Source organism: Paludibacter propionicigenes WB4 (genome assembly GCF_000183135.1).
Taxonomy (GTDB): domain Bacteria; phylum Bacteroidota; class Bacteroidia; order Bacteroidales; family Paludibacteraceae; genus Paludibacter; species Paludibacter propionicigenes.
Map to the genome: position 1 here is coordinate 2,318,988 of NC_014734.1, position 22,428 is coordinate 2,341,415.

Sequence of the window (22,428 nt, forward strand, 5' to 3'; positions counted from 1 at the left end):
TTTAGTTGGTTTTGTTACAAATAAGTGACAATATCTAGGTGTAAACACTTGAGTATTTCTGTCTTGCAAAAGTAAGCAAACAAGTTGAGACATAAAACATAAAAAGAGATATTTTAAAACATTTTTTGGCTCAACGTATTGCATAAATATAACAAATATGAAACAGTAAATGAGACTCCAAAAACGGAAAAATGTATTTTTATGCACACCTAGTTTACAGGTGAGAGGAATGCATCTTCTATATGTTCAATTTCAAAATTTTGTCCACGTGGAATAACCGAAATAACATCAAAGCGCGTTTCTCCGTGCCAATCGAACTTTAAAATGTACTCTTGAGCAGCACTTACGATATTGCGAATTTTACGCGGCGTTATGGCTTCCTGCGGATGTTCGAAAGTTTCAGTAGAGCGCGTTTTTACCTCAACGATCACCAACCAATCATCTATCCGAGCCACAATATCCAATTCCAGCTTTCCACATTGCCAGTTCGTGTGAAGAATGTGGTATCCTTTCGACCTTAAATAAGCCTGCGCACGCTCTTCACCAATATCTCCCAATTCATTATGTTCTGCCATAGCATAAAGGAATAAATACAAGATTATCAACTAAATATTTTCAAAAATACAGTTTTTTGTTATAAACTCAATGATTGTGCAAGGATAATATTATTTTTGTGCGGTATATCCACACTCTATGGCAAAGAAAACTACTATTCCTGCATCGCAACGCAACTCGCTGCGCACGCATCGACAAATATTTACTCTCAACGATGAGGAAAACAAAGCTTTAAATCGTTATATTGCGAAATATAAGGTTCAGAATAAATCTAAATTTATTCGCGAAGCGCTTATGATGACTATAATCCGTAAAATGGAAGAAGATCATCCTACTCTATTCGACTAAAGAAATTTCCTTAACTGTTACTTCTCGCTTTTCTCAAAGTATCCTAAAACAATTAAAATTATGGAATATATTTTCGCTATATTAGCATTGGCAGTAGGTTTCTTATTGGCCTGGCTACTCGGACTGAGAAAACAAAATATCCTTCGCACCACATCCGACAGCAACGAAAAAAGCCTGTTAGCCAGCCTGAATGAAGCTGAAACGCAAAAGTCTGTGGCACTTGAAACTTTACGTATGAAGTCCGACGAGCTACAAAGAATACAACAGGAATTGGCTTCTCAGCTGGAAATTGCCAACAATCGTGGCATAGAAGTTGCTACTTTGAAAACGATCAATGATAACCTGAGCGAAAAGCTGGAAAATCAGAAAGCCGAGATTGAAAGTTTGCAAAAGCGACTGACAGCTGAGTTTGAAAACATAGCAACCAAGATTTTGAAAGAACGCTCGGATGAATTTTCATTGTCGAACCATAAAAACCTGAGCGAAATTCTGAATCCACTAAAAGAACGTATCCAGCTTTTTGAAAAGAAAGTAGATGATGCGTACGACAAGGAATTGCGTGACAAGATAAGTCTGCGTGAAGAAGTACGTAAGCTTACCGAACTCAACACGCGTGTGAGCGAAGAAGCCAATAACCTGACCAAAGCACTTAAAGGCGATGTAAAAAAGCAGGGGAACTGGGGAGAAGTCATTCTGGAACGTGTACTGGAACGTTCGGGCTTAACCAAAGGACAGGAATACGAACGTGAAGAGGTAGTGGGTGGAGCCGACATGAGCGTGCAAAGACCTGATGTCATCATCCATTTGCCGGACAATAAACATATTATTATCGACTCAAAGGTTTCGCTGGTTGCATATGAGCGATTTGTATCAGCTGATACCGATGAGCAACGCACTGTGTTTTTAAAAGAACATGTCAACTCGCTTCGCAGTCACGTGAAGTTATTGAGCGAGAAAAACTATCAGAATGCTCAAAATCTGAATACGCCGGATTTTGTTCTTATGTTTTTGCCAATAGAGGCATCGTTTTCGGTGGCGGTTCAGGGCGATGGAGAAATCTTTGCTTATGCTTGGGAAAGAAAAATAGTTATCGTAAGCCCTACCACGCTGTTGGCAACGCTGCGTACCATTTCATCGATATGGAAGCAGGAAAACCAGACGAAAAATGCACAGGAGATTGCCCGATTGAGTGGGGCGTTGTACGATAAATTTATAGGTTTCACGGAAGATATGGTAAAAATTAAAGCCAATATCGACCGCACATCCAATTCGTACGACGACGCAATAAAAAAAATGAAAGATGGCTCGGGTAATATTATTCGTACAGCCGAAAAGATAAAAGAATTAGGCGCTAAAACCGGAAACAAATCTTTGCCTTCCGGTTTTGATAATTGATTGAGACTGGCTGTTGATTCCAGTGAAAATCAATGGCCAGCAGTAAATTGTATTAAGTTATAAGGTATGAAGTATCAGGTATTTTCTTTGGTTTTTTTCTTATTGTTTATATTGAATGTAACAGTAGCGCGTTCATCAAATTATAAAGTTGACATAACAAATTCTGACCCGGAAATCATTAATACCGACAGTCTGTTACACGCTGTACTGACTGACACCACCGCAACGGAAAAAGTGACAAAACTGCTCCCTGCCAGAAGAGCTTTCCGACATAAATCAGCCAACAATCGAATAACTATCCCAGCATTGGAAACTCCACTGGCTGTTATTAAATCTGAATACACAGACAGCACTCTCCATGCTGAAAAAAAGGCTGAAATTGAAGCTCAAAAAGTAGATTCGCTTGTATTGCTCGCCAATCCTTTATTGATAGACCTTGTTTACATGGGATTGTCGTATGATTTAGATCTGAGTCCTAAAACAGATTTGAGGGCTTTGTATTACGGAGGAAGTCCTAAAACGCTGGCTAACGGATTAATACCCCACAAAAAAACTACAACGCCAGATGAAAACGTTGAAGAACTGAGACGATTAACCCGCGACGAAATAACCCGCACAGCATTCCATTTATATGCCACCAGATTTGACGCTTTACCAAATCCTGATGGATTCAAAAACCACTTCATTGAAGATAAGAAATTGGCAGAGCTGAAGCTGGTAAATGATAAATACCACTATGACCGCCATCTGGTTGTAAAAAGAGAAGTGTCGGGTCCGTGGAGTCATAGTGCCAGTGCGCTTGCTCAATTTTCTGAAAGCGTTATCTCCGGCAATTGGTATCAGGGCGGTAATAGCAACATTGCCATTCTGGGCATCTTGTCCGGTCAGTTGAACTACGATAACAAGAAGAACATTCAGTGGGAAAACAATGCTGAGTGGCGCATAGGCTTCAACTCGGTGGCAGGCGATACTTTACGAATGCTCAGCACCAACGACGATGTAGTGAAGATAAACAGCAAACTGGGAATAAAAGCCGGTGGAAATTTCTTTTATAGTGGGTCGGTCGATTTTTCTACCCAGCTATTTAATAGCTATAACGGTATCAACTCCAGGATTATGAAGACTTCTTTCCTCACGCCGGTACGCTTGAATATAGGAGTCGGTTTGGATTACAAATACAAAAAGATATTTTCATTGATGCTTTCGCCCGTTGCATTCAAGTACATTTATATGAGTGACAATGTAAACGTTAACCCCAACCTGTTCGGGATAAAAGCAGGAGAAGACCACCTGAGCGAGATTGGTAGTTCGTTCAAAACCATTTTATCGTACCCTTTCAGTCCTGAGGTTCAATTCGACTCCAAATTATCTTTCTATACCAACTATGAGAAGGTGGAAATTGACTGGGAGATGGTGTGCAATCTGACTATAAACCGATTTATGTCGACGCGTATATCATTCAACCCACGTTACGATAACACAGTCATTGGGTCGAATGCAAAAGTTCAGTTCAAGCAATTAATCAGCGTAGGGTTCTCGCACAAGTTTAATTGATAACCCGGCTCTTTGGTTATTCAAAACGCTCATGCCATACATCAAACTTCTGAACCTCCGATTCGCCGTAGCGCTTCAGGTATTTTCTGATTCTGTCGACGGTATGGGCTTCATTGAGCTGAGTTTTCGAGAAAAATTTATCGGCGTAGCAAATCACCTGCTCTTCGAGTGAGACCGGCACCATCTCGCGATGCGGCAGAGGCAGATTGCCTTTCATAATCATATCCAGCGTGAGTCCCACTCCCGTATGCCGCTCACAAACCAAGGCATGCAGCGGAAAACCCTCACTGCGTAGCAAATCTCCACCCAGATAACCATGTTGTATGTATTGATGTGATCCGTGACAATGAATGCGCGGAGCATCGCACAGGTATATGCCTATATCGTGCAGCAGAGCGGCTTCGGTAATAAACTGCGTGTCGAGATTCAGTTCAGGATGCTTAACTGCAACTTCAAGCGCATTGTCGCGCACTTGCTCGCTATGTTTTACCAACACGTAATAAATATCACTATCCTTTAGGTAGTATTTCTCAATTATCTGATATGGATCGATAGTCATTGGGGAAGTCATAATACCGGAAATTTTATAAAAAACAGAAAAAGAATTCTAACTTTGCAGCAGTAAGTAGTTACTAATATTTAATGATATATTTTATCGCAATAGAACAAATAGAAATTATGAAAGAGAAAAAGACTCAGGTCACATAGTAAGAGCATCTGACGATACTCTTGCTCAGTCTGAAATTATCCCGAATGTCAGAATAATTCTATGTGTTCTTAGTCTTATATTTCCTATTTAAGTAATAATAAATAATTACTTAAATGTTATTCTGAAATAACATTCAGAAAATAAGACTCGTAACTACTTAAAACTAGTGTGAACTATGTGACAAAAAACATATCATCAATAAATAACTGTCGTTTACTTATTATTTTTGTATCGCAAAATTACAATAATTCTTTCTCTTGAAGACTACGAAACTGATAATTATAAATTGTTTATTATGAATCATACACCTACAGACTGCAATTGGCCCGGCAACGATGAGCTGATGCGCGCTTACCACGACAATGAATGGGGCAAACCGCTACACGATGATCGTAAGATATTTGAATTTATGGTATTGGATGCATTTCAGGCCGGACTAAGCTGGCGAACGATACTGTATAAAAGAGAAAACTTTCGACGCGCTTTTGATAACTACGACCTGAAAAAAATAGCTGCATACGACGAAGCAAAGATTCAGACCCTAATGCAGGATGCCTCCATCGTGCGCAATCAGGCTAAAATTCGTGCTACGGTTGGCAATGCCTCAGCATTTATGCAGGTTCAGGCCGAGTTTGGAACATTCGATAAGTACATTTGGCAATTTACCAACGGAAAAACGCTGGACAACCGTCCGAAAAACAATGCCGACATTCCGGCCAAATCTGCTGAGTCGGATGCCATGAGTAAAGACCTGCTCAAAAGAGGATTCAAGTTTGTGGGCTCCACCATCTGTTATGCGTTTATGCAGGCCGCGGGTATAGTCAACGACCATTGGGAAGGATGCTCGCACAGATAAGCGTCGAGTATTGAGAGCAGATCAGCACATTTCGTTGATAGCCTGAAAAACTACCGCTTCGTACTGAGCCAAATTCTTGCTCTTTTTTACTTGCTTATAAATCTTTCGGCCTCCTTCAAACGCGTCGGCCTGATACTCCCACATTTCTTCCAGCCGTTTCAGGAAATGCAAATCGCCGGAGTATTTTTGTTTGCAAAGCTCAATGACAGACTGGTGAAAACCACGAAGCATTTCAGCCTTCTGACCGAGAGTCAGCTCCTCCCCTCTTAATTCGGACAGCAGGAAAGGGTTTCTCAAAACACCTCTTCCAAGCATGAACCTGCTGACTTGTGGTGCTAACTGCCGAATTCTTTCCACATCGGCAGGGGTAACAATATCGCCGTTGAAACAAACAGGATGCTGCAACTGCGATTGGTAATGCACAAAAGCATCGATATCTACCTCTCCTTTATATTGCTGCTTGCCTACGCGCGGATGAATGATAATCTCTTCCAGCGGATAGGCATTAAAGACCGGGATCAACGGCGCGAACTCGTCAGCGCTTTGCTGCCCAAGTCTGCACTTTACAGAAACCTTCAAATCGCTATTCGAAAAAACGCCTTCGAGCAATCGGTCGACATCGGCAGAATGTTGCAGCAGACCGGCTCCCATTTGCTTACCGGTAACTATTGGGAACGGACAGCCCATATTAATATTCACTTCCGTGTATCCCTGTGCTATGCACAATTCTTCAAATACTTTGAACGATGCGGCATCCCTGCCCAGAAACTGCGGCACGGGTTTCTGAAAAATATTGCGTTCCGGAAGCAAATCGTTACACTGACTCGGACGATAAAAATCACCACCCTGAACCCGTACAAAAGGCGTAAAGGTTTTGTCGAAATGCCCGATATGTTCCGTGTACGATTCTCTGAAAATCCAATCGGTAAGACCCTGCAACGGAGCTAAATATATTTTCATACCTGTGTGTTTGATAAATAACGGCAACAAAAGTACTGCTTTTGTCGGGTAAATAGGCCGATTTCCCTTTTTCTGACACAGTTTATTGAATAGAGCATAAAAGTTTGCTCGGTTGGAGCAATCTTTTGCCCTTAAAGAGCAAAACTTTGCTAATCAGTGGCAAAACACGACCACGTTCTGTATAATGGAGTTGGCAAATGATTCCCAATTTATATCAACAAGACCTAGTCAGCCTTCTTTGACCAAGCCTACAGGTTCAAAACTCCGCGCAAGGCTTTGTAGCCGGCCAGGCTGGTTTTGATTTGCTGTCCGGTTTTAAGTGTGAGCAACTGATTTTGTTTTTCATACAGCTCTATGCGCGAAATCATTTCTACATTTACAATGACCGAACGATGCACCCTTACAAACTGGTTTTCGGGCAAATGTTCTTCAAAGTATTTCATGGTTTGCTCTTTCAGGTATTTCCCCTGGCTGGTAAAAATCTGAACATAATCGCCGTCGGCTTGCATGTAAATGATATCCGGAATAAGCACCACATGAATTTTTGTCCCCGATTTTACAGCTATACGTTCCAGTAGCTCTGGCTCGGCCGATTTTTGTGGTTTTGCCTCTTCAATCACCGCAGGCGTTTCGACAGAAATTTCATTTTCTGTATCGAGCTGCTGAGACATTTCTCTGAAATGCTTTATGATGAGCAAATAAATGAGCAACCCTATTAAAGCCCGCAAAGGAAGCACAGGGATAAATGCAGACGCTACCTTCTCGCCCCAAAAACCATAAAACAAGCCATAACCCGAACCAAGCCAGATGGCAATAATAAGTACTGCCAACGTAACATGATTAATAAGTCTCTGATATATACTTAATACAGCATAATTTCCATACCGCACAGTGCTCCAGAGAAGTATTCCAAGCAGGCCCAAAATGAGCGCGTGCACTACTCCATCAAGCATAAGCATCCACAATGGAAGTGCCACGATAGGATACAAAACGAACGTTTGTAGTATCGCATACAGCACCCAAATAAGCGTATATCGGATTTTTTCTGAGGTATTTTCTAAAAATGGATAAAGCATTATTTAGTGAAGTTACCAATAAACTGTTTCGATACACTCTGAAACCGTTTATCGTTGATATTTAATGATTAGTTTCTTAACTCTCCACCACCAAACACGCATGAACCTACTATAATTAATTTTCTGGTAGTATCAAGCGGTTCTTTAGGCATCCTGTTATCCTGAAATCCGCCAAAGACAGTATCCAAATGAGTCTCCACATGCCAATCAACAGGAACATAGATGGTAACACCTCCGAAGACGGCATTTACTTCCACTACTGTTTCGCCCACCGGCAGGTTGGTTCTTCTCAGGTCGAGTGTGATTCCACCAAAGACAGCATTCAGATCACCTCCTTTAAATTCAGGATCAAGTACAATATGGTCGCCACTGCCAAAAATACTGTTCTTGGAAAAACTTTCCTTAGAAGCTTCCCATTTATGACGACCTTCTCTATAATCGTTGCGCTCATCCCGCCAATGGCGATGATGACGATGATGGTGGCTATGCGACCACTCATCGCTCCATCTTTCAGACAGAAAACGTGGACCAAAAACGCGTTGCAGTATTATCACAGTTCCTGCAGCAATCAGTATCAACGGCCAGAAGTTCTGCTGAAAGTTGACATCCAATGCCGGAAAAACTTTGGGTAAAATAAAAAAGCCTCCCACAAACAGAAAAATTACCCCGGAAATAAATTTGCGTTTGAAAAAATGCACAACTCCAATAAATATCAGCAACATTTGCCAGGAAATAATAATGTTTTTCAGCGGGAAAGGAATTAATCCAAAGTTCGACCCAAGGTACACAATACCAATAATCATAAGAGCCAGGCCAAAACCAAGACCTCTGGTATAACCTGAACGAAACGAATTTTTTACTTCATTATCCATAATATAATATTTTACTTTAAAAATTTACGGTGCAAAGATACGGGCATATATAAGCATCAAACAAACAAAAATCGACGAATGAGCCAATATTCACCGACGAAGGTATGAAATTTCATCTATAAAAATACCCTAATGACTCTGAAAAAGCACATTAGGGTAATTTTAAAATAAGGAGTATCAGATTTATTTCTTCAACAAATCTCTGATTTCTGTAAGCAATTGTTCTTCTTTACTCGGTTCGGCGGGAGCTGCAGGAGCAGGAGCTTCCTCTTTCTTTTTTGAGAGCGTATTCATGCCTTTTACGAATAAAAAGATACAAAAGGCTACAATCAGAAAATCAAAAGTAACTTGCAGGAAGTTTCCGTAATTCAGAGTAACGGCAGCCTTATTAACCCCGTTTACCACTTCGGCGGGTTTCATCACCCATTTTAAATCCACGAAATTAACCCCTCCAACGAGTAGTCCGATCGGGGGCATAATAACATCCGCAACGAGTGATGCAATAATTTTTCCGAATGCACCTCCTATGATAACACCGACTGCTAAATCAATGACGTTACCACGCATTGCAAAATCCTTAAATTCCTTCAGTAAAGCCATAAAATTAAGTTTAAAATGTGATTGTTTTATTAAATGAGTACGTTGCAAAGATAAAAACTATTATTGCAATAACAAGTAATCAGCACATTATCTACTATTGGAGCTGCAATAGTTTATGAGAAAACTATGCATTTATCTTCCTTCCTGAGTTATAATTATCACATGCATTTGCATTCAAATCAAAAAACTGTAAACTAAAGACTATCAAAAGATACATTTTATAAATATGAAACAACTTATTCTTTTATAATTGACAAAAAAATGCTACTTTTGCGGTCAAATTATCAAACTATAAAATTCAAAGAATATGGTAAATTACAAAGATCTTGGATTGGTCAATACTAATGACTTATTCAAGAAAGCAATTGAAGGAAAGTATGCTATTCCTGCTTTCAATTTCAACAATATGGAACAATTGCAGGCTATTATTGCTGCTTGTGTTGAAACTAAGTCTCCTGTTATTCTTCAGGTATCAAGTGGTGCACGTAAGTATGCAAATCAAACATTGCTTCGCTACATGGCACAAGGAGCTGTTGAATATGCAAAAGAATTAGGGTTAAACATCCCGGTAGTATTGCACTTAGACCATGGTGATACTTTTGAACTTTGCAAAGATTGTATCGATTCAGGTTTTTCTTCAGTTATGATTGATGGTTCACACCATTCTTACGAAGATAATATCGCTTTGACTAAAAAAGTTGTTGAATATGCACACGCTCACGGCGTAAGCGTTGAAGGTGAACTTGGTGTATTGGCCGGCGTTGAAGATGATGTAGTGGCAGAACACCACACATACACCCGTCCTGAAGAAGTTGTTGACTTTGTAACCCGTACCGGTGTTGATTCATTGGCTATTTCTATCGGAACTTCACACGGAGCTAACAAATTTACTCCAGCTCAATGTACCCGCGACGAAAACGGTATTCTTATCCCTCCTCCATTGCGTTTCGACATCTTGGAAGAAATTGAAAAACAAATCCCAGGTTTCCCTATCGTACTTCACGGTGCTTCTTCAGTTCCACAAGAATATGTTGCAACTATCAACAAATTTGGTGGTGCTTTGAAAGATTCAATCGGTATTCCTGAAGAACAATTACGTAGAGCTGCTGCTTCTGCCGTTTGTAAAATCAATATTGACTCTGACGGTCGTTTGGCTATGACTGCTGCCGTTCGCGAAGTATTGGCAACAAAACCAGGTGAATTCGATGCTCGTAAATACTTAGGACCAGCTCGTGATGAATTGAAAAAACTTTATTCTCACAAAACAGTGAATGTTTTGGGTAGTGCAGGTAAAGCGTAATTCAATTCGTAATTATCAATTTGATAATTGACACTGAAATATAAAGCGGTCGTTTCTTCACAGAAACGACCGCTATTTTTTTCCTACTCACCCAAAAAGAAAACTCCAAATCCAACACTATCTGTCCTTGATTAAAAAAATCTGTATATTTGCATCAGAAAAATCCAGATATAAAAATATATGGTATCTATTTCCAAATAAAAAATTAATTTACAAGGTATATGAAGAAAATATTTATTGCAATTTTTAGTTTCTCTCTGATCATTTCGGCTCTGAATGCGCAAACTCCCGCAGAGGCGAAAGACACGTTTAAATATCCTGAAAGCAGCGCGCTACCCAAACCATATCACCCGGAGGAAGATGCGCAGAAAAAATTGAATGAACTGATAAAACAAGCCGGCACGAGCCATAAAAATATCTTTATTCAGTGTGGAGGCAACTGGTGTAGCTGGTGTTTACGTTTCAATTACTTCGTTCACAATCAGGTTGAACTAAAAAGCATTTTGGATAAGAACTACCTTTATTATCACCTGAATTACTCTCCCGAAAATAAAAACGAAGCGATTTTCAGTAAGTATGTAGCAAAAAACAGCAAGTATGGCTATCCGTTTTTTATAATTCTATCGGACAAAGGTAAGCTACTCAGCGTACAGGAAAGTGGCGTGCTTGAAGCCGGCAAGGGATACAATCCGGACAAAGTGAAGGAGTTTTTACTCAAATGGATTCCTGCAAATCACAGCAAATAAATTTCGCTTCTCCACGTTATTTTAATGCATAGGAAGTAGGATAATAAGAAATATTTCTGAGTCAAGTAATTTGGTTTGCCGCGCAAAAGGAGTCGTACAGCAAACAAAGAGTTCAAACAAACATACAATTAAATATATGAATCACCGTCTTTTAAGTTTTTCATTCATTGTGCTTTTACTCTCTGTTTTATATTCGTGTAAAACAGACAACAAAATGGGATCATCGGTGCCTCAAAAGCAATATGTGTATTTGACTTTTGATGACGGTCCGTTGGATGGGAGCCAGAATATTGACAGTATTATTTTGGCAGAAAAGATAAAAATAAGCGTATTTTTAATCGGTTCGGAAGTTGATGGAGACCGTGATATGGAGACTTACTTTAAGTATTACGAAGAGAATCCTTACATCGATGAGTACAATCATAGTTTTACGCATGGCAACGATCAATATACCCTGTTTTACAGCAATCCGCATAAAGCTACCGAGGATTTTCTGAAGAATCAGGAATTCCTGAAAATTCAATATAAGATTATACGTATGCCGGCCTGCAATACCTGGCGATTTAACAACAGGAAACAGGATGATTGTGAAATTAATGCAGTGGCCACAGCTGACAGTCTGGCTGCAAGAGGATTTAAGGTTTATGGTTGGGATGTAGAGTGGCAACATCACGAAGAAGATGGTACTCCGGTGCAAAGTGTTGATGAAATGTACAAACAAATTATGGACTTGCTGAATACAAATAAAACGTTTACAAAAAACAATATCGTTATTCTGTTGCACGATGAAATGTTTCAGCGGCGCTGGGAGGAAACTGATTTAAAACAACTGATTGATCGGTTGCGAAAAGATAAAAACATTGTTTTTGAACAAATGCGTTTCTATCCACAGGATTAATAAATTCGACTTATTACTTCAAATGCAACGGTGAACTACACCTTTATGACACACAGATACCAGATTCCGGTTTAGCGTAGCGAAAACAGCGAACTATTTTTCTGATAATCAAAATAATTCAACAAAAAAAATAAGCGGTCGTTTCAATTATGAAACGACCGCTTTTATATGCTATGAAAGCGAACTTTCAACTGTAGACTATCAACTATTAGATGCTATTGATAGCATTTAGATCTTCGAAAGCAACCTGTAAACGTGCTATCAAAGATTCTTCGCCTTTGCGTAACCACACGCGGGGATCGTAGAATTTCTTGTTCGGTTTTTCGGCTCCTTCAGGATTTCCGATTTGACCTTGCAGGTAATCGTGATTTTTAGCTTCGAAACCACGAACACCATCCCAGAATGCCCACTGAGTATCTGTATCGATATTCATTTTTACCACACCGTAGCTGATTGCTTCGCGAATTTCTTCGTGAGTTGAACCCGATCCTCCGTGGAAGACAAAGCTCACAGGATGAGATACGGATAAACCGTCCTTGGCTTTGATATAGTCCTGCGAGTTTTTGAGAATAACCGGCATCAATTTTACATTACCCGGTTTGTATACTCCGTGTACATTCCCAAACGAAGCTGCAATAGTGAAATTAGGCGATATTTTGCTCAATTCTTTGTAGGCATAATACACATCCTCAGGTTGAGTATAAAGCAAACTGTTATCAACACCACTGTTATCAACACCATCTTCTTCACCACCGGTGATACCCAGTTCAATTTCCAACGTCATACCCATTTTGCTCATACGGGCAAGGTATTTTTTGCTGATTTCAATGTTTTCTTCGAGTGGTTCTTCCGATAAGTCGAGCATGTGCGAACTGAAAAGTGGCTTTCCGGTTTCTGCAAAGTTCTTTTCACTGGCATCAAGTAAGCCGTCAATCCAGGGAAGGAGTTTTTTAGCAGCATGGTCTGTGTGAAGTACCACACGTACACCGTAAGCTTCTGCCAAAGTATGAATATGCTTTGCTCCGGCTATGGCTCCTAAAACAGCAGCCTCGTGTCCCTCCAGCTTTAATCCTTTACCGGCATTAAAAGCTGCTCCACCATTGGAGAACTGAATCATAATAGGAGCGTTAGCTACTTTTGCAGCTTCGAGCACAGCGTTCACGGTAGAAGAACCCACCACATTAACAGCCGGAATAGCAAAACCATTCTCTTTGGCTACCTTAAATACAAATTGAAGATCAGCTCCGGTTACTACACCCGGTTTAACTGCATCTGAAATTTTACCCATAATTATATTATTAAATAGTTTTAAAACATTAAACTTATAATATAACAACCAGACTTTGAAAAAGTTGATTTAAAAGTACATTATAAGCCGTATTATTTGACGTGGAGCGAAGCTAAATTCAACGAAACAAAATCTGCTTAGTGAGCCAGCTCCTCGGATAAGAAATGTTCAAGTTGTTCGGGCTTTACGTTCACCGTTAACTGTCCGTTTATTGCCCAGGAAATATGCCCGGTTTCTTCGGAAATGATTATGGCAATAGCGTCTGAATGTTCGGTAATTCCTAAAGCCGCTCGGTGACGTAGCCCCATGCGTTTAGGGATAGACTGATTTTTGGAAATAGGTAATATACAAGCCGCAGCTTTAAGTTTTCGGTCAGATACAATGAGCGCACCATCGTGTAATGGACTGTTTTTGAAGAATATATTTTCAATTAAGCGGGAATTAATAGTGGCGTTAATCTGCTCTCCGGAATGGGCGTAAAAATCCAGACTATTTTCTCTGGTTAGCACTATCAGTCCACCTGTAGAACTCTTTGCCAGGTTACGACAAGCGAGCACAATCTGCACCAGTACGAAATCCGTCTTTTCTTTTTCATTTGAATTATTTCCAAAGAAACGTTTGAAAATTCGGAAAATACTTCCTCTTCGTTTGGATCCTATACGCAGGAAGAATCTTCTTATTTCATCCTGAAAAAGCACAATAAGAGCGAAGGCTCCCACACTTACCACCCGGTCGAAGATGCCGCCCAAAAGCTCCATCTTGAATACATAAGACACCAGGAACCAACAAATGATAAAGGCCAGAATACCAATAAAAATATTTACCGCTCCCGTACGCTTGAGCAGTTTAAATGTTTGGTAAAGCAGGATAGCTACCAAAAAAATATCAACAATATCTTTAAATCCTATTTGAAAACCCATAACAAATGATTACTCGTTTTATCAATCCGGTTTATTCCAATCTATTTTGTTTCAATGTACTTTTTATATATTTCTACTGCTTGGACGGCTTCTTTCACATCATGTACCCTAAGTATGGACGCTCCACCAATCAATGCAAGCATATTAGCTGCCGTTGTGGCATTTAACGCTTCCGAAGCATCTATCCCAAGTAATTTGCTCAGCATAGATTTGCGCGATAAACCTGCAAGTACAGGAACATTCAACTGCTTAAAATAAGCCAGTTTGCTAAGTAACGTGTAATTTTGATCAAGATCTTTGGCAAAGCCAAATCCGGGATCTACAACCACATCTTTCACTCCCAGCAAGCGCAATTGAGCAAGTTTCCTTTCCAGAAAATGAAGAACTTCAGACGCAATGTCATCATACAGCGTCAGCGATTGCATTGATTGCGGATTTCCGCGCATATGCATTAGTACGTAAGCTACCTGCAAATCTGCAATTGTTTCAAACATCAAATCGTCCAACGTACCACCGCCTACATCATTGATCATCGCAACCCGGTAGTTATTCACCACGTGTCTTGCAACTCCCGACCTGAAAGTATCCACAGAAATAAGAATATCCGGAAATCTTTTAAGAATCGCCTCCAGTCCTTCCGATAAACGTCTTATTTCTTCTTCCTGCGAAATAAGTTCGGCTTGGGGTCGGGTAGAATAACCACCCACATCAATGATTTTTGCTCCATCAATCACCATACTCTCCACGGCATGCAAAACCGATCGATCGCTAGCAAACCTGCTTCCCTTGTAAAAAGAGTCCGGAGTCACATTGACAATTCCCATAACAACGGGCACTGATAAGTCAACCAACTGTTGGTTTAAATTAATTTGCAAAGGGAAATTACTCATTTTTATGGAAAAAACTTACAAATTATAAGTTGTTTATATATTTACAAAAGTAAGAAATTATGCCGAGAGTTTGGTTAGAATAAAAAAAATAGAATTTTTTAAAGGAATGTATACGTTTTTTGTAGAAATCAAGTTATTAAGATGGGTTTTTATAAAAGAATGTTCGAAAAAAAAATACTCAATATCCATTTACCAAAAAAAAATACTATTTTTGCACGATAGTTTAATAAATCAAACTTTCTTTAATTTATCACACGTTTTATGAAATTGAAAACCATAGCTAAATTAGCAACATTATCTTTAGCAATAACCTTGGTTGGATGCGTAAGTAAATCAACAAACAATGGTTATTCACGTGTAACAGGATGGAAGTACAATGACAAAACCGGAACCGGTTTATCTGTTAAGAAGAGTTATACAGGACGTATACCTGCCGGCATGGTTGCTATTGAAGGAGGTTCGTTTACCATGGGGGAAAAAGGTGAATTCCTGACTGCTCCTCGTGACAATAAACCACGTAGAATTACTGTAAGTTCATTCTATATGGATCAATACGAAATCAGAAACATTGACTGGCGCGAATATACAACCTGGATGAAAATAGTATTTGGACATGCAGCTCCAAAGCTTGTACAGGATGCTCAACCCGACTTCAAAATATGGCGTGAAGAATTGGCTTACAATGAACCATACCTGGAAAACTACTTTACACACCCTGCTTATGATCAATATCCGATAGTAGGTGTAACCTGGAAACAGGCAATGGATTATTGTACATGGCGTACCGACCGCGTAAACGAAAAAGCATTGATTGATGCCGGTATTATTACAGCTCCTAATTTCACAAAACTGGAAAAAGAAACTGATCTTGAAACAATTTCAAACAAATTTGTTTTCAATACTCAGAAATACTTATTACAACCCGACTACCAACCAACGAACGGCAAGAATCCGAAAAAAGACTTATTCGGCAAGAACAGAAAAGTGGATATGACCGATGGGATTCTTTTCTCTGAATTCCGTCTTCCTACAGAAGCAGAATGGGAATTTGCAGCATATGCTATCAAATCCAGCAACAAAAACGGTATGGTATCTGAAGGAAAACTTTACCCCTGGTCTGGTGCTCAGGTTCGTAACCCGACTAAAAAACAATTGGGACAAATGCAGGCAAACTTCGTGAGAGGTAAAGGTGATATGATGGGTACTTCAGGAACCTTGAATGATAAAGCAACTATCACTTGTCCGGTTGACTGGTATTTCCCTAATGACTTTGGATTGTACAACATGGCAGGTAACGTAAATGAGTGGGTATTGGATGTATATCGCTCAACCACTACCGATGATATTGCAGAGTACAACTCATTCAGAGGAAACGTTTACTTAACACCTATAGCTACAGGCGTGGATGAACTGGGTAACAAAACCTACAAAATTGACTCACTTGGACGCATAGCGACTGAAGTAGCCAAAGGTGATGATGTTCGTAACTTCAAAGACGGTGATGCTACTTCTCAGATTGACTTTACGCTCAACGATTCAACCGGTCTGGCAAGTTTAAGAAACGATATCAAAGTTGACCCAACCGATGTTTTACGTCCATCTATTTCAGTCAAAACTCGTGTATACAAAGGTGGTTCATGGAAAGACCGTGTATATTGGTTGAACCCTTCTACCCGTCGTTACCTAGATGAAGACAAATGTAGAAATGACTTAGGCTTCCGTTGTGCAATGAGCATGATTGGCGACGCAAAAAAATAATACGAAATGACCGAAAGGTTTTACAAAGCACCACTTCTATTTGAATTGGTGCTTTTTTGTTTTTATTCAGGTTGACATTCCAATGGAAATTAGTACTTTTGTACTCTTTAAAAATCAATTAATAATTCAGATAAATCTCTATAAAAGAAACATTATGAGCAGAACGGTCATTGTTGATGCACTTAAACGTACAGATTTTGGTGCCGAAGTAAACATTAAAGGCTGGGTTCGTACCCGCCGTGGAAATAAGAATGTAAGTTTCATTGCGTTGAACGATGGTTCAACCATCAATAATATACAGGTTGTAGCTGATAATGAAAAATTTGGTGATGAGTACCTCAAACCTATTACCACCGGTGCGTGTATCAGCGTTACTGGTAAACTGGTAGAGTCGCTTGGACAAGGACAACATGTAGAAATACAAGCCGAAAAAATAGAAATATACGGTATTGCCGATCCAGAAAGTTATCCTTTGCAAAAGAAAGGACATACAATGGAATTCTTGCGTGAAATAGCGCACCTGCGTCCACGTACCAATACTTTCGGAGCTGTCTTCCGCGTTCGTCACAACATGGCTATGGCTATCCACACTTTCTTTCACGAGCGTGGTTTCTTCTATTTTCATACACCGATTATTACTGCTTCCGATTGCGAAGGTGCCGGACAGATGTTTCAGGTAACAACCATGAATCTGTACGACCTGAAAAAGGACGAAACAGGACAGATAGACTACAGTAACGACTTCTTTGGCAAACAAGCCAGCTTAACCGTATCCGGTCAGCTCGAAGGCGAATTGGCAGCCATGTCGATGGGAGCGATTTATACTTTTGGACCGACTTTCCGTGCCGAAAATTCAAACACACCACGTCACTTGTCGGAGTTCTGGATGATTGAACCCGAAGTAGCCTTCAACGAAATTGCAGAAAACATGCAACTGGCACAAGACTTTATTCAGTATTGTGTGAAATGGGCGTTGGATAATTGTAAAGACGATCTGGATTTTCTGTGCAACATGTACGACAAAGAACTGATTGAACGATTGAACTTTGTGGTAAACAATGACTTCGAACGCGTAACTTACACAAAAGGTGTGGAAATACTGGAAGCTGCTATTGCAAAAGGACAAAAATTCGAATTCCCTGTAAGCTGGGGAACGGATTTACAATCGGAACACGAACGCTACCTGGTAGAGCAACACTATAAAAAACCGGTTATTCTGACCGATTATCCGAAAGAAATCAAATCGTTTTATATGAAACAAAACGATGATGGAAAAACGGTACGTGCTATGGATGTTCTGTTCCCTAAAATCGGTGAAATCATCGGTGGATCGCAACGTGAGGAGGATTACCTGAAGCTTAAAACAAGAGCCGATGAAATGGGTGTACCGACGAAAGATATATGGTGGTATCTTGAAACCCGTAAATTCGGAACAGCACCTCACTCCGGCTTCGGACTTGGATTTGAACGTCTGTTATTGTTCGTAACCGGTATGTCAAATATACGCGACGTAATTCCTTTTCCTCGCACACCGAACAATGCCGAGTTCTAATTTGTTATTTCAACCGACCATTATTTTACGATAATTTTCGGAATGAGAGATGGCTGCTTGTTTGACGTATTTCCAACTACCTACAACCCGGTTGTTACGGAATCTCAGACAAGCAACTTTAATAGAAAGTCGTCATCTTGAATAAAAATACAACGAAAATAGTATAATAAACCAGAAACACGACAAATATGCATATATCGGTTAATCTTATTGCATATTTACAGAATAATGCATACTTTTGTGTTCATCTTTAATAAAATTAACAATAACTATATAACGAAATGGACAAAACGAAAACAACCGAATTGGATAATGTAGTGGTACGTTTTTCCGGAGACTCAGGCGATGGCATGCAGCTCACAGGAACACTCTTTTCCAATCTTTCGGCCATTTTAGGAAACGAGATTTCAACATTCCCTGACTTTCCTTCCGAAATCAGAGCCCCACAAGGTACAGTGGGAGGTGTTTCGGGATTTCAGGTACATTTAGGATCAAGTAAAATCTATACTCCGGGCGACGATCCGGATGTATTGGTGGTAATGAACCCCGCTGCACTGAAGGTTAATGCAAAATCTATAAAGAAAGGCGGAATTATCATTTTTGATTCTGATACGTTTAATAAATCCGGGTTTGATAAGGCCGGGTTTAAAACAGAAAATCCGTTTGAAGAACTGTCCATTTCAGAAAGCATACAATTGATCCCGGCAGCACTTTCCACGCTGACTCAAAGCAGCCTTGAAGCTTTCGGATTCGACAATAAAACTGTATTGCGCAGTAAAAACATGTTTGCGCTTGGTTTGATTTGCTGGTTATTTAACCGCCCTATCGATCAGGCAATACATTTCCTGCAAAACAAATTCGGCAAAAAGCCAACCATTCTGGAGGCGAATGTAAAAGTACTTACCGACGGTTTCAACTATGGCAACAACCTGCATTTGTCTATCTCAACTTATCTGGTAGAGAAATCGCACGTTACTCCGAAAGGAAAATATACCAGTATCAGCGGTAATAAAGCTACAGCCTGGGGGTTAATAGCAGCTGCCCAGAAAGCAGGACTGCAACTTTTCCTCGGAAGCTACCCGATTACACCCGCCACCGACATTATGCACGAACTCAGCGCCCGCAAAGACATGGGCGTGAAAGTGGTTCAAGCCGAAGATGAAATTGCCGGTATTACATCGGCCATTGGTGCTTCATTTGCCGGAAGTCTGGCAGTAACAAATACCTCTGGACCCGGTCTGGCTTTAAAATCGGAAGCTATAGGACTGGCTGTGATGGCAGAATTGCCTTTGGTAGTTATAGACGTTATGCGCGGCGGACCTTCCACCGGTATGCCAACCAAAACCGAACAAACAGACTTATTACAGGCGCTCTACGGGCGCAACGGCGAAAGCCCTGCAGTGGTTATAGCAGCAGGTACTCCCGACGATTGTTTCCACTATGCCTATATGGCCAGTAAAATAGCATTGGAGCACATGACTCCGGTGATTTTACTTACCGATGCTTTTATCGGAAACGGAACTTCGCTTTGGAAACTGCCAACACTGGCCGAACTGCCGAAGATAAAACCAAACTACGTGAAAGCGGATATGACCGACTACAATGTCACTTCGCGAAACGAAACTACAAAAGTGCGTTACTGGAGTGTGCCGGGAATGGAAGGTTTCGGACATCGCAACGGAGGATTGGAAAAAGATTATAACACAGGAGCTATTTCTACTGAAGCACTGAACCACGAAAAAATGGTAGATGCACGTCAGGCGAAAGTTGACTATATCAGTAATTCTCTGCCTGAATTAAACGTAGAAGGCGATGAAAGTGCAGATATGCTTGTAATTGGTTGGGGTGGTACACACGGGCATTTGATGACCGCCGTGAACAACCTGAATAAAGCTGGCAAGAAAATAGCGCTGGCGCATTTCAACTATATCAACCCACTACCCAAAAATACGATTGAAGTAATTCAACGTTATAAAAAAGTGGTGGTATGCGAACTGAACAGCGGACAATTTGCCACTTTCCTGCGGTCGAAAGTACCGGCTGTAGAATTTTTACAATATAACAAAGTACAGGGACAACCCTTTACGGTGGCCGAATTGGAAGATGATTTCACCGAATTGATGAAATAAACCCGAAAGGGGTACTTAGTAAGTAAATTATTAAAGATACTACACAAATTTCATTTTTCTTAGCCCTTTAGGGGTTGGGGTAATTTATAAAAGTTTGCATTATGGAAACTACACAATCAACAAAAATACAATATACAGCCAAAGACTTTAAGAGCGACCAGTATGTGCGCTGGTGTCCGGGCTGCGGCGACTACGCCGTACTGAATTCATTGCAGAAAGTAATGGCTGACCTCGGAGTGGCACCACATGATATTGCCGTTATCTCCGGTATCGGTTGTTCGTCCCGCTTACCATACTACACCAGTAGCTATGGTTTTCATACCATTCACGGACGTGGAGCAGCTGTAGCCACCGGTGTAAAAGTAGCCAACCCTAAACTAACCGTTTGGCAGATTACCGGCGATGGCGACTGTCTGGCTATCGGTGGAAATCACTTTATACACAGTGTACGCCGCAACGTGGATTTAAACGTGTTGCTTTTCAATAACCAGATTTACGGACTTACCAAAGGACAATATTCACCTACCACGAAAAAAGGATTTGTCACCAAGTCGTCACCTTTCGGTACGGTAGAGCGTCCGTTTCGTCCGGCAGAGCTTACCTTCGGAGCGCGCGGCACTTTCTTTGCGCGCCTGCTCGATGTGGATTTGAAAACATCGCAGCAATGTATGATAGCAGCCGCTAAGCACAAAGGAACTTCGGTGGTTGAATGTCTGGTGAACTGTGTGATATTCAACGATGGTGCTCACGGCTGGCTTTCGGAAAAAGAAACCCGTACCGACCGCACCATAGTGCTTGAAGATGGAAAACCAATGATTTTCGGTAAAGACCGCAACAAAGGACTGGTGCTTGATGGCTTCAACCTGAAAGTGGTGACTATTGGCGAAAACGGTGTTACAGAAAACGATATTCTGGTTCACGACGCGAAGTGCCAGGATACCACCTTACACATGAAACTGGCAATGATGGAAGGACCTGAAATGCCGATTGCACTGGGAGTTATCCGCGATGTGGAAGAAGAAACCTACGACGAAGCAGTGGAAGCTCAAATAGCCGAAGTACAAGCCAAATCAAAAATAAAAACATTCGACGAGCTGATTGCCACCTGCGAGCAGTGGGAGATGTAACTCGAAAAGTTGAATAAATAAAGCACCGGCTAAACTTCTACGATGAGGTTTAGCCGGTTTGTTTTTATTCCATCTGCAACTCGTCGAAAATGAAATGTATTATCTTACGGTGCGCTGCACCTTTGGATCACTTTATTCTCCCTAGCTACACAAATTAACGGTGCGCTGCACCTTTGTTTCTGCATATTGTTGATTTTGCTGCAATATATAGGAAATGATGCTCCCTAATCTGTTGATTGCTGCCAATATCAGAGAAAATACATCTGATTAAAATTCCTCAAGCATGAGTTTTGGTGCAGAGCACCATAATCTTTGTAGCAAAAAAAACAACCCACAAACCTAAGGTGCAGAGCACCGGAATATCATCAGTCGATATCTTGAAAAAAATCAAATAAATATTCTTTCTTAAATTCAACCCCATTTTTCATCAATATCTCAAGATATTCATCTTTAAATGATTTCTTTTTATGATGATGATCTTGTGTGAGAATATAGTTCACAACAGTGTCAATCTGCATTTTCGAATGTGTAAATGCTCCATAACCATGCTGCCACTCGAACTTAAATTTTGATAATCTGTTTTCTTTAATCCAAATATTTGTTGATGTTTTTATTTCTTCAACTAAATCAGGAATTAGTTCATTTAAGTTATAACCTATTAGAATATGAATATGATCTGGCATCGCCCCTATTGCTAGCAATTTATGTTTTCGATTCTGAACGATGCCTGTTATATATTTCTCAAGTTCAACTTTCCATGCTTTATCTATTAGCGCTTCACGGTTTTTAGGCGAAAAAACCAGATGAACATAACATTGGGTATAGGTATTTGCCATAATCTATCGTTTTATAATGACGAATATATATTACGGTGCGCTGCACCTTTGGATCACTT

Annotated in this window: 21 protein-coding genes; 11 read left to right on the forward strand and 10 right to left on the reverse strand. The window is 40.3% G+C overall.

What is annotated here, in order from left to right; all coding sequences use genetic code 11:
- Window positions 1-209: 209 nt before the first annotated feature.
- Window positions 210-575, reverse strand: a complete 366-nt coding sequence (locus tag PALPR_RS09570) for a YraN family protein (RefSeq protein ID WP_013445417.1) — start codon at window positions 573-575, stop codon at window positions 210-212.
- 118 nt (window positions 576-693) lie between these two features.
- Here PALPR_RS09570 and PALPR_RS09575 point away from each other — a divergent pair, with 118 nt between their 5' ends.
- The 3 genes from PALPR_RS09575 (at window position 694) to PALPR_RS09585 (ending at window position 3,852) form a co-directional block, all read left to right on the forward strand.
- Complete coding sequence (locus tag PALPR_RS09575; RefSeq protein WP_013445418.1) at window positions 694-903, forward strand: hypothetical protein; 210 nt, start codon at window positions 694-696, stop codon at window positions 901-903.
- Window positions 904-963: 60 nt separating this feature from the next.
- Window positions 964-2,298, forward strand: a complete 1,335-nt coding sequence (locus PALPR_RS09580; RefSeq protein WP_013445419.1) for a DNA recombination protein RmuC — start codon at window positions 964-966, stop codon at window positions 2,296-2,298.
- Between the two features lie 66 nt (window positions 2,299-2,364).
- On the forward strand, window positions 2,365-3,852 hold the full coding sequence (locus PALPR_RS09585) for a DUF3078 domain-containing protein (RefSeq protein ID WP_013445420.1): 1,488 nt from the start codon (window positions 2,365-2,367) through the stop codon (window positions 3,850-3,852).
- A gap of 16 nt (window positions 3,853-3,868) precedes the next feature.
- On the opposite strand, the gene PALPR_RS09590 is transcribed toward PALPR_RS09585, so the two are convergent.
- The gene (locus tag PALPR_RS09590; RefSeq protein WP_041620865.1) at window positions 3,869-4,405 is read right to left on the reverse strand and encodes an HDIG domain-containing metalloprotein; all 537 of its coding nucleotides are present in this window, start codon (window positions 4,403-4,405) and stop codon (window positions 3,869-3,871) included.
- A 451-nt stretch (window positions 4,406-4,856) separates the two neighbouring features.
- Here PALPR_RS09590 and PALPR_RS09595 point away from each other — a divergent pair, with 451 nt between their 5' ends.
- Window positions 4,857-5,417, forward strand: a complete 561-nt coding sequence (locus tag PALPR_RS09595) for a DNA-3-methyladenine glycosylase I (protein ID WP_013445422.1) — start codon at window positions 4,857-4,859, stop codon at window positions 5,415-5,417.
- A 21-nt stretch (window positions 5,418-5,438) separates the two neighbouring features.
- Here PALPR_RS09595 and PALPR_RS09600 read toward each other — a convergent pair whose 3' ends face one another.
- The 4 genes from PALPR_RS09600 to mscL all read right to left on the reverse strand — a co-directional run bounded on the left by PALPR_RS09600 (window position 5,439) and on the right by mscL (window position 8,925).
- Window positions 5,439-6,377, reverse strand: a complete 939-nt coding sequence (locus tag PALPR_RS09600) for a tRNA dihydrouridine synthase (RefSeq protein WP_013445423.1) — start codon at window positions 6,375-6,377, stop codon at window positions 5,439-5,441.
- 248 nt (window positions 6,378-6,625) lie between these two features.
- Complete coding sequence (locus tag PALPR_RS09605) at window positions 6,626-7,453, reverse strand: LytR/AlgR family response regulator transcription factor (RefSeq protein ID WP_013445424.1); 828 nt, start codon at window positions 7,451-7,453, stop codon at window positions 6,626-6,628.
- A 68-nt stretch (window positions 7,454-7,521) separates the two neighbouring features.
- Entirely contained in the window at window positions 7,522-8,325 is an 804-nt protein-coding gene (locus PALPR_RS09610) for a LiaF transmembrane domain-containing protein (protein ID WP_013445425.1), read from the reverse strand.
- A 183-nt stretch (window positions 8,326-8,508) separates the two neighbouring features.
- The gene (gene mscL / locus PALPR_RS09615) at window positions 8,509-8,925 is read right to left on the reverse strand and encodes a large-conductance mechanosensitive channel protein MscL (protein ID WP_013445426.1); all 417 of its coding nucleotides are present in this window, start codon (window positions 8,923-8,925) and stop codon (window positions 8,509-8,511) included.
- A 307-nt stretch (window positions 8,926-9,232) separates the two neighbouring features.
- Between mscL and PALPR_RS09620 the strand changes: the two genes are divergently transcribed.
- The 3 genes from PALPR_RS09620 (at window position 9,233) to PALPR_RS09630 (ending at window position 11,869) form a co-directional block, all read left to right on the forward strand.
- Window positions 9,233-10,225 (forward strand): class II fructose-bisphosphate aldolase, encoded by a 993-nt coding sequence (locus PALPR_RS09620; RefSeq protein ID WP_013445427.1) that lies wholly within the window; start codon window positions 9,233-9,235, stop codon window positions 10,223-10,225.
- A gap of 221 nt (window positions 10,226-10,446) precedes the next feature.
- Window positions 10,447-10,971: a thioredoxin family protein gene (locus PALPR_RS09625; protein ID WP_013445428.1), complete on the forward strand. Its 525-nt coding sequence runs from the start codon at window positions 10,447-10,449 to the stop codon at window positions 10,969-10,971.
- 136 nt (window positions 10,972-11,107) lie between these two features.
- Window positions 11,108-11,869, forward strand: coding sequence for a polysaccharide deacetylase family protein (locus tag PALPR_RS09630; RefSeq protein ID WP_013445429.1), 762 nt, complete (start codon window positions 11,108-11,110; stop codon window positions 11,867-11,869).
- A 208-nt stretch (window positions 11,870-12,077) separates the two neighbouring features.
- On the opposite strand, the gene fbaA is transcribed toward PALPR_RS09630, so the two are convergent.
- The 3 genes from fbaA to folP form a co-directional block, all read right to left on the reverse strand.
- Window positions 12,078-13,157, reverse strand: a complete 1,080-nt coding sequence (gene fbaA / locus PALPR_RS09635; RefSeq protein WP_013445430.1) for a class II fructose-bisphosphate aldolase — start codon at window positions 13,155-13,157, stop codon at window positions 12,078-12,080.
- A 137-nt stretch (window positions 13,158-13,294) separates the two neighbouring features.
- A complete protein-coding gene (gene cdaA / locus PALPR_RS09640; protein ID WP_013445431.1) occupies window positions 13,295-14,077 on the reverse strand; it encodes a diadenylate cyclase CdaA in 783 nt (260 codons plus the stop codon).
- A 41-nt stretch (window positions 14,078-14,118) separates the two neighbouring features.
- A complete protein-coding gene (folP, locus tag PALPR_RS09645) occupies window positions 14,119-14,967 on the reverse strand; it encodes a dihydropteroate synthase (protein WP_013445432.1) in 849 nt (282 codons plus the stop codon).
- Window positions 14,968-15,228: 261 nt separating this feature from the next.
- Between folP and PALPR_RS09650 the strand changes: the two genes are divergently transcribed.
- The 4 genes from PALPR_RS09650 (at window position 15,229) to PALPR_RS09665 (ending at window position 21,533) form a co-directional block, all read left to right on the forward strand.
- Window positions 15,229-16,725 (forward strand): SUMF1/EgtB/PvdO family nonheme iron enzyme, encoded by a 1,497-nt coding sequence (locus tag PALPR_RS09650; protein ID WP_013445433.1) that lies wholly within the window; start codon window positions 15,229-15,231, stop codon window positions 16,723-16,725.
- Between the two features lie 154 nt (window positions 16,726-16,879).
- Window positions 16,880-18,277: an asparagine--tRNA ligase gene (asnS, locus tag PALPR_RS09655; protein WP_013445434.1), complete on the forward strand. Its 1,398-nt coding sequence runs from the start codon at window positions 16,880-16,882 to the stop codon at window positions 18,275-18,277.
- A gap of 281 nt (window positions 18,278-18,558) precedes the next feature.
- Window positions 18,559-20,406, forward strand: a complete 1,848-nt coding sequence (locus tag PALPR_RS09660; RefSeq protein WP_013445435.1) for a 2-oxoacid:acceptor oxidoreductase subunit alpha — start codon at window positions 18,559-18,561, stop codon at window positions 20,404-20,406.
- Window positions 20,407-20,507: 101 nt separating this feature from the next.
- Complete coding sequence (locus PALPR_RS09665) at window positions 20,508-21,533, forward strand: 2-oxoacid:ferredoxin oxidoreductase subunit beta (protein WP_013445436.1); 1,026 nt, start codon at window positions 20,508-20,510, stop codon at window positions 21,531-21,533.
- A gap of 365 nt (window positions 21,534-21,898) precedes the next feature.
- Here PALPR_RS09665 and tnpA read toward each other — a convergent pair whose 3' ends face one another.
- Entirely contained in the window at window positions 21,899-22,369 is a 471-nt protein-coding gene (gene tnpA, locus PALPR_RS09670; protein ID WP_013445437.1) for an IS200/IS605 family transposase, read from the reverse strand.
- Window positions 22,370-22,428 lie beyond the last annotated feature (59 nt).

Coding starts and splice junctions, on each gene's coding strand:
- PALPR_RS09570 (WP_013445417.1), bottom strand. CDS start 575: ATGGCAGAACATAATGAATTGGGAGATATTGGTGAAGAGCGTGCGCAG.
- PALPR_RS09575 (WP_013445418.1), top strand. CDS start 694: ATGGCAAAGAAAACTACTATTCCTGCATCGCAACGCAACTCGCTGCGC.
- PALPR_RS09580 (WP_013445419.1), top strand. CDS start 964: ATGGAATATATTTTCGCTATATTAGCATTGGCAGTAGGTTTCTTATTG.
- PALPR_RS09585 (WP_013445420.1), top strand. CDS start 2,365: ATGAAGTATCAGGTATTTTCTTTGGTTTTTTTCTTATTGTTTATATTG.
- PALPR_RS09595 (WP_013445422.1), top strand. CDS start 4,857: ATGAATCATACACCTACAGACTGCAATTGGCCCGGCAACGATGAGCTG.
- PALPR_RS09600 (WP_013445423.1), bottom strand. CDS start 6,377: ATGAAAATATATTTAGCTCCGTTGCAGGGTCTTACCGATTGGATTTTC.
- PALPR_RS09605 (WP_013445424.1), bottom strand. CDS start 7,453: ATGCTTTATCCATTTTTAGAAAATACCTCAGAAAAAATCCGATATACG.
- PALPR_RS09610 (WP_013445425.1), bottom strand. CDS start 8,325: ATGGATAATGAAGTAAAAAATTCGTTTCGTTCAGGTTATACCAGAGGT.
- mscL (WP_013445426.1), bottom strand. CDS start 8,925: ATGGCTTTACTGAAGGAATTTAAGGATTTTGCAATGCGTGGTAACGTC.
- PALPR_RS09620 (WP_013445427.1), top strand. CDS start 9,233: ATGGTAAATTACAAAGATCTTGGATTGGTCAATACTAATGACTTATTC.
- PALPR_RS09625 (WP_013445428.1), top strand. CDS start 10,447: ATGAAGAAAATATTTATTGCAATTTTTAGTTTCTCTCTGATCATTTCG.
- PALPR_RS09630 (WP_013445429.1), top strand. CDS start 11,108: ATGAATCACCGTCTTTTAAGTTTTTCATTCATTGTGCTTTTACTCTCT.
- fbaA (WP_013445430.1), bottom strand. CDS start 13,157: ATGGGTAAAATTTCAGATGCAGTTAAACCGGGTGTAGTAACCGGAGCT.
- cdaA (WP_013445431.1), bottom strand. CDS start 14,077: ATGGGTTTTCAAATAGGATTTAAAGATATTGTTGATATTTTTTTGGTA.
- folP (WP_013445432.1), bottom strand. CDS start 14,967: ATGAGTAATTTCCCTTTGCAAATTAATTTAAACCAACAGTTGGTTGAC.
- PALPR_RS09650 (WP_013445433.1), top strand. CDS start 15,229: ATGAAATTGAAAACCATAGCTAAATTAGCAACATTATCTTTAGCAATA.
- asnS (WP_013445434.1), top strand. CDS start 16,880: ATGAGCAGAACGGTCATTGTTGATGCACTTAAACGTACAGATTTTGGT.
- PALPR_RS09660 (WP_013445435.1), top strand. CDS start 18,559: ATGGACAAAACGAAAACAACCGAATTGGATAATGTAGTGGTACGTTTT.
- PALPR_RS09665 (WP_013445436.1), top strand. CDS start 20,508: ATGGAAACTACACAATCAACAAAAATACAATATACAGCCAAAGACTTT.
- tnpA (WP_013445437.1), bottom strand. CDS start 22,369: ATGGCAAATACCTATACCCAATGTTATGTTCATCTGGTTTTTTCGCCT.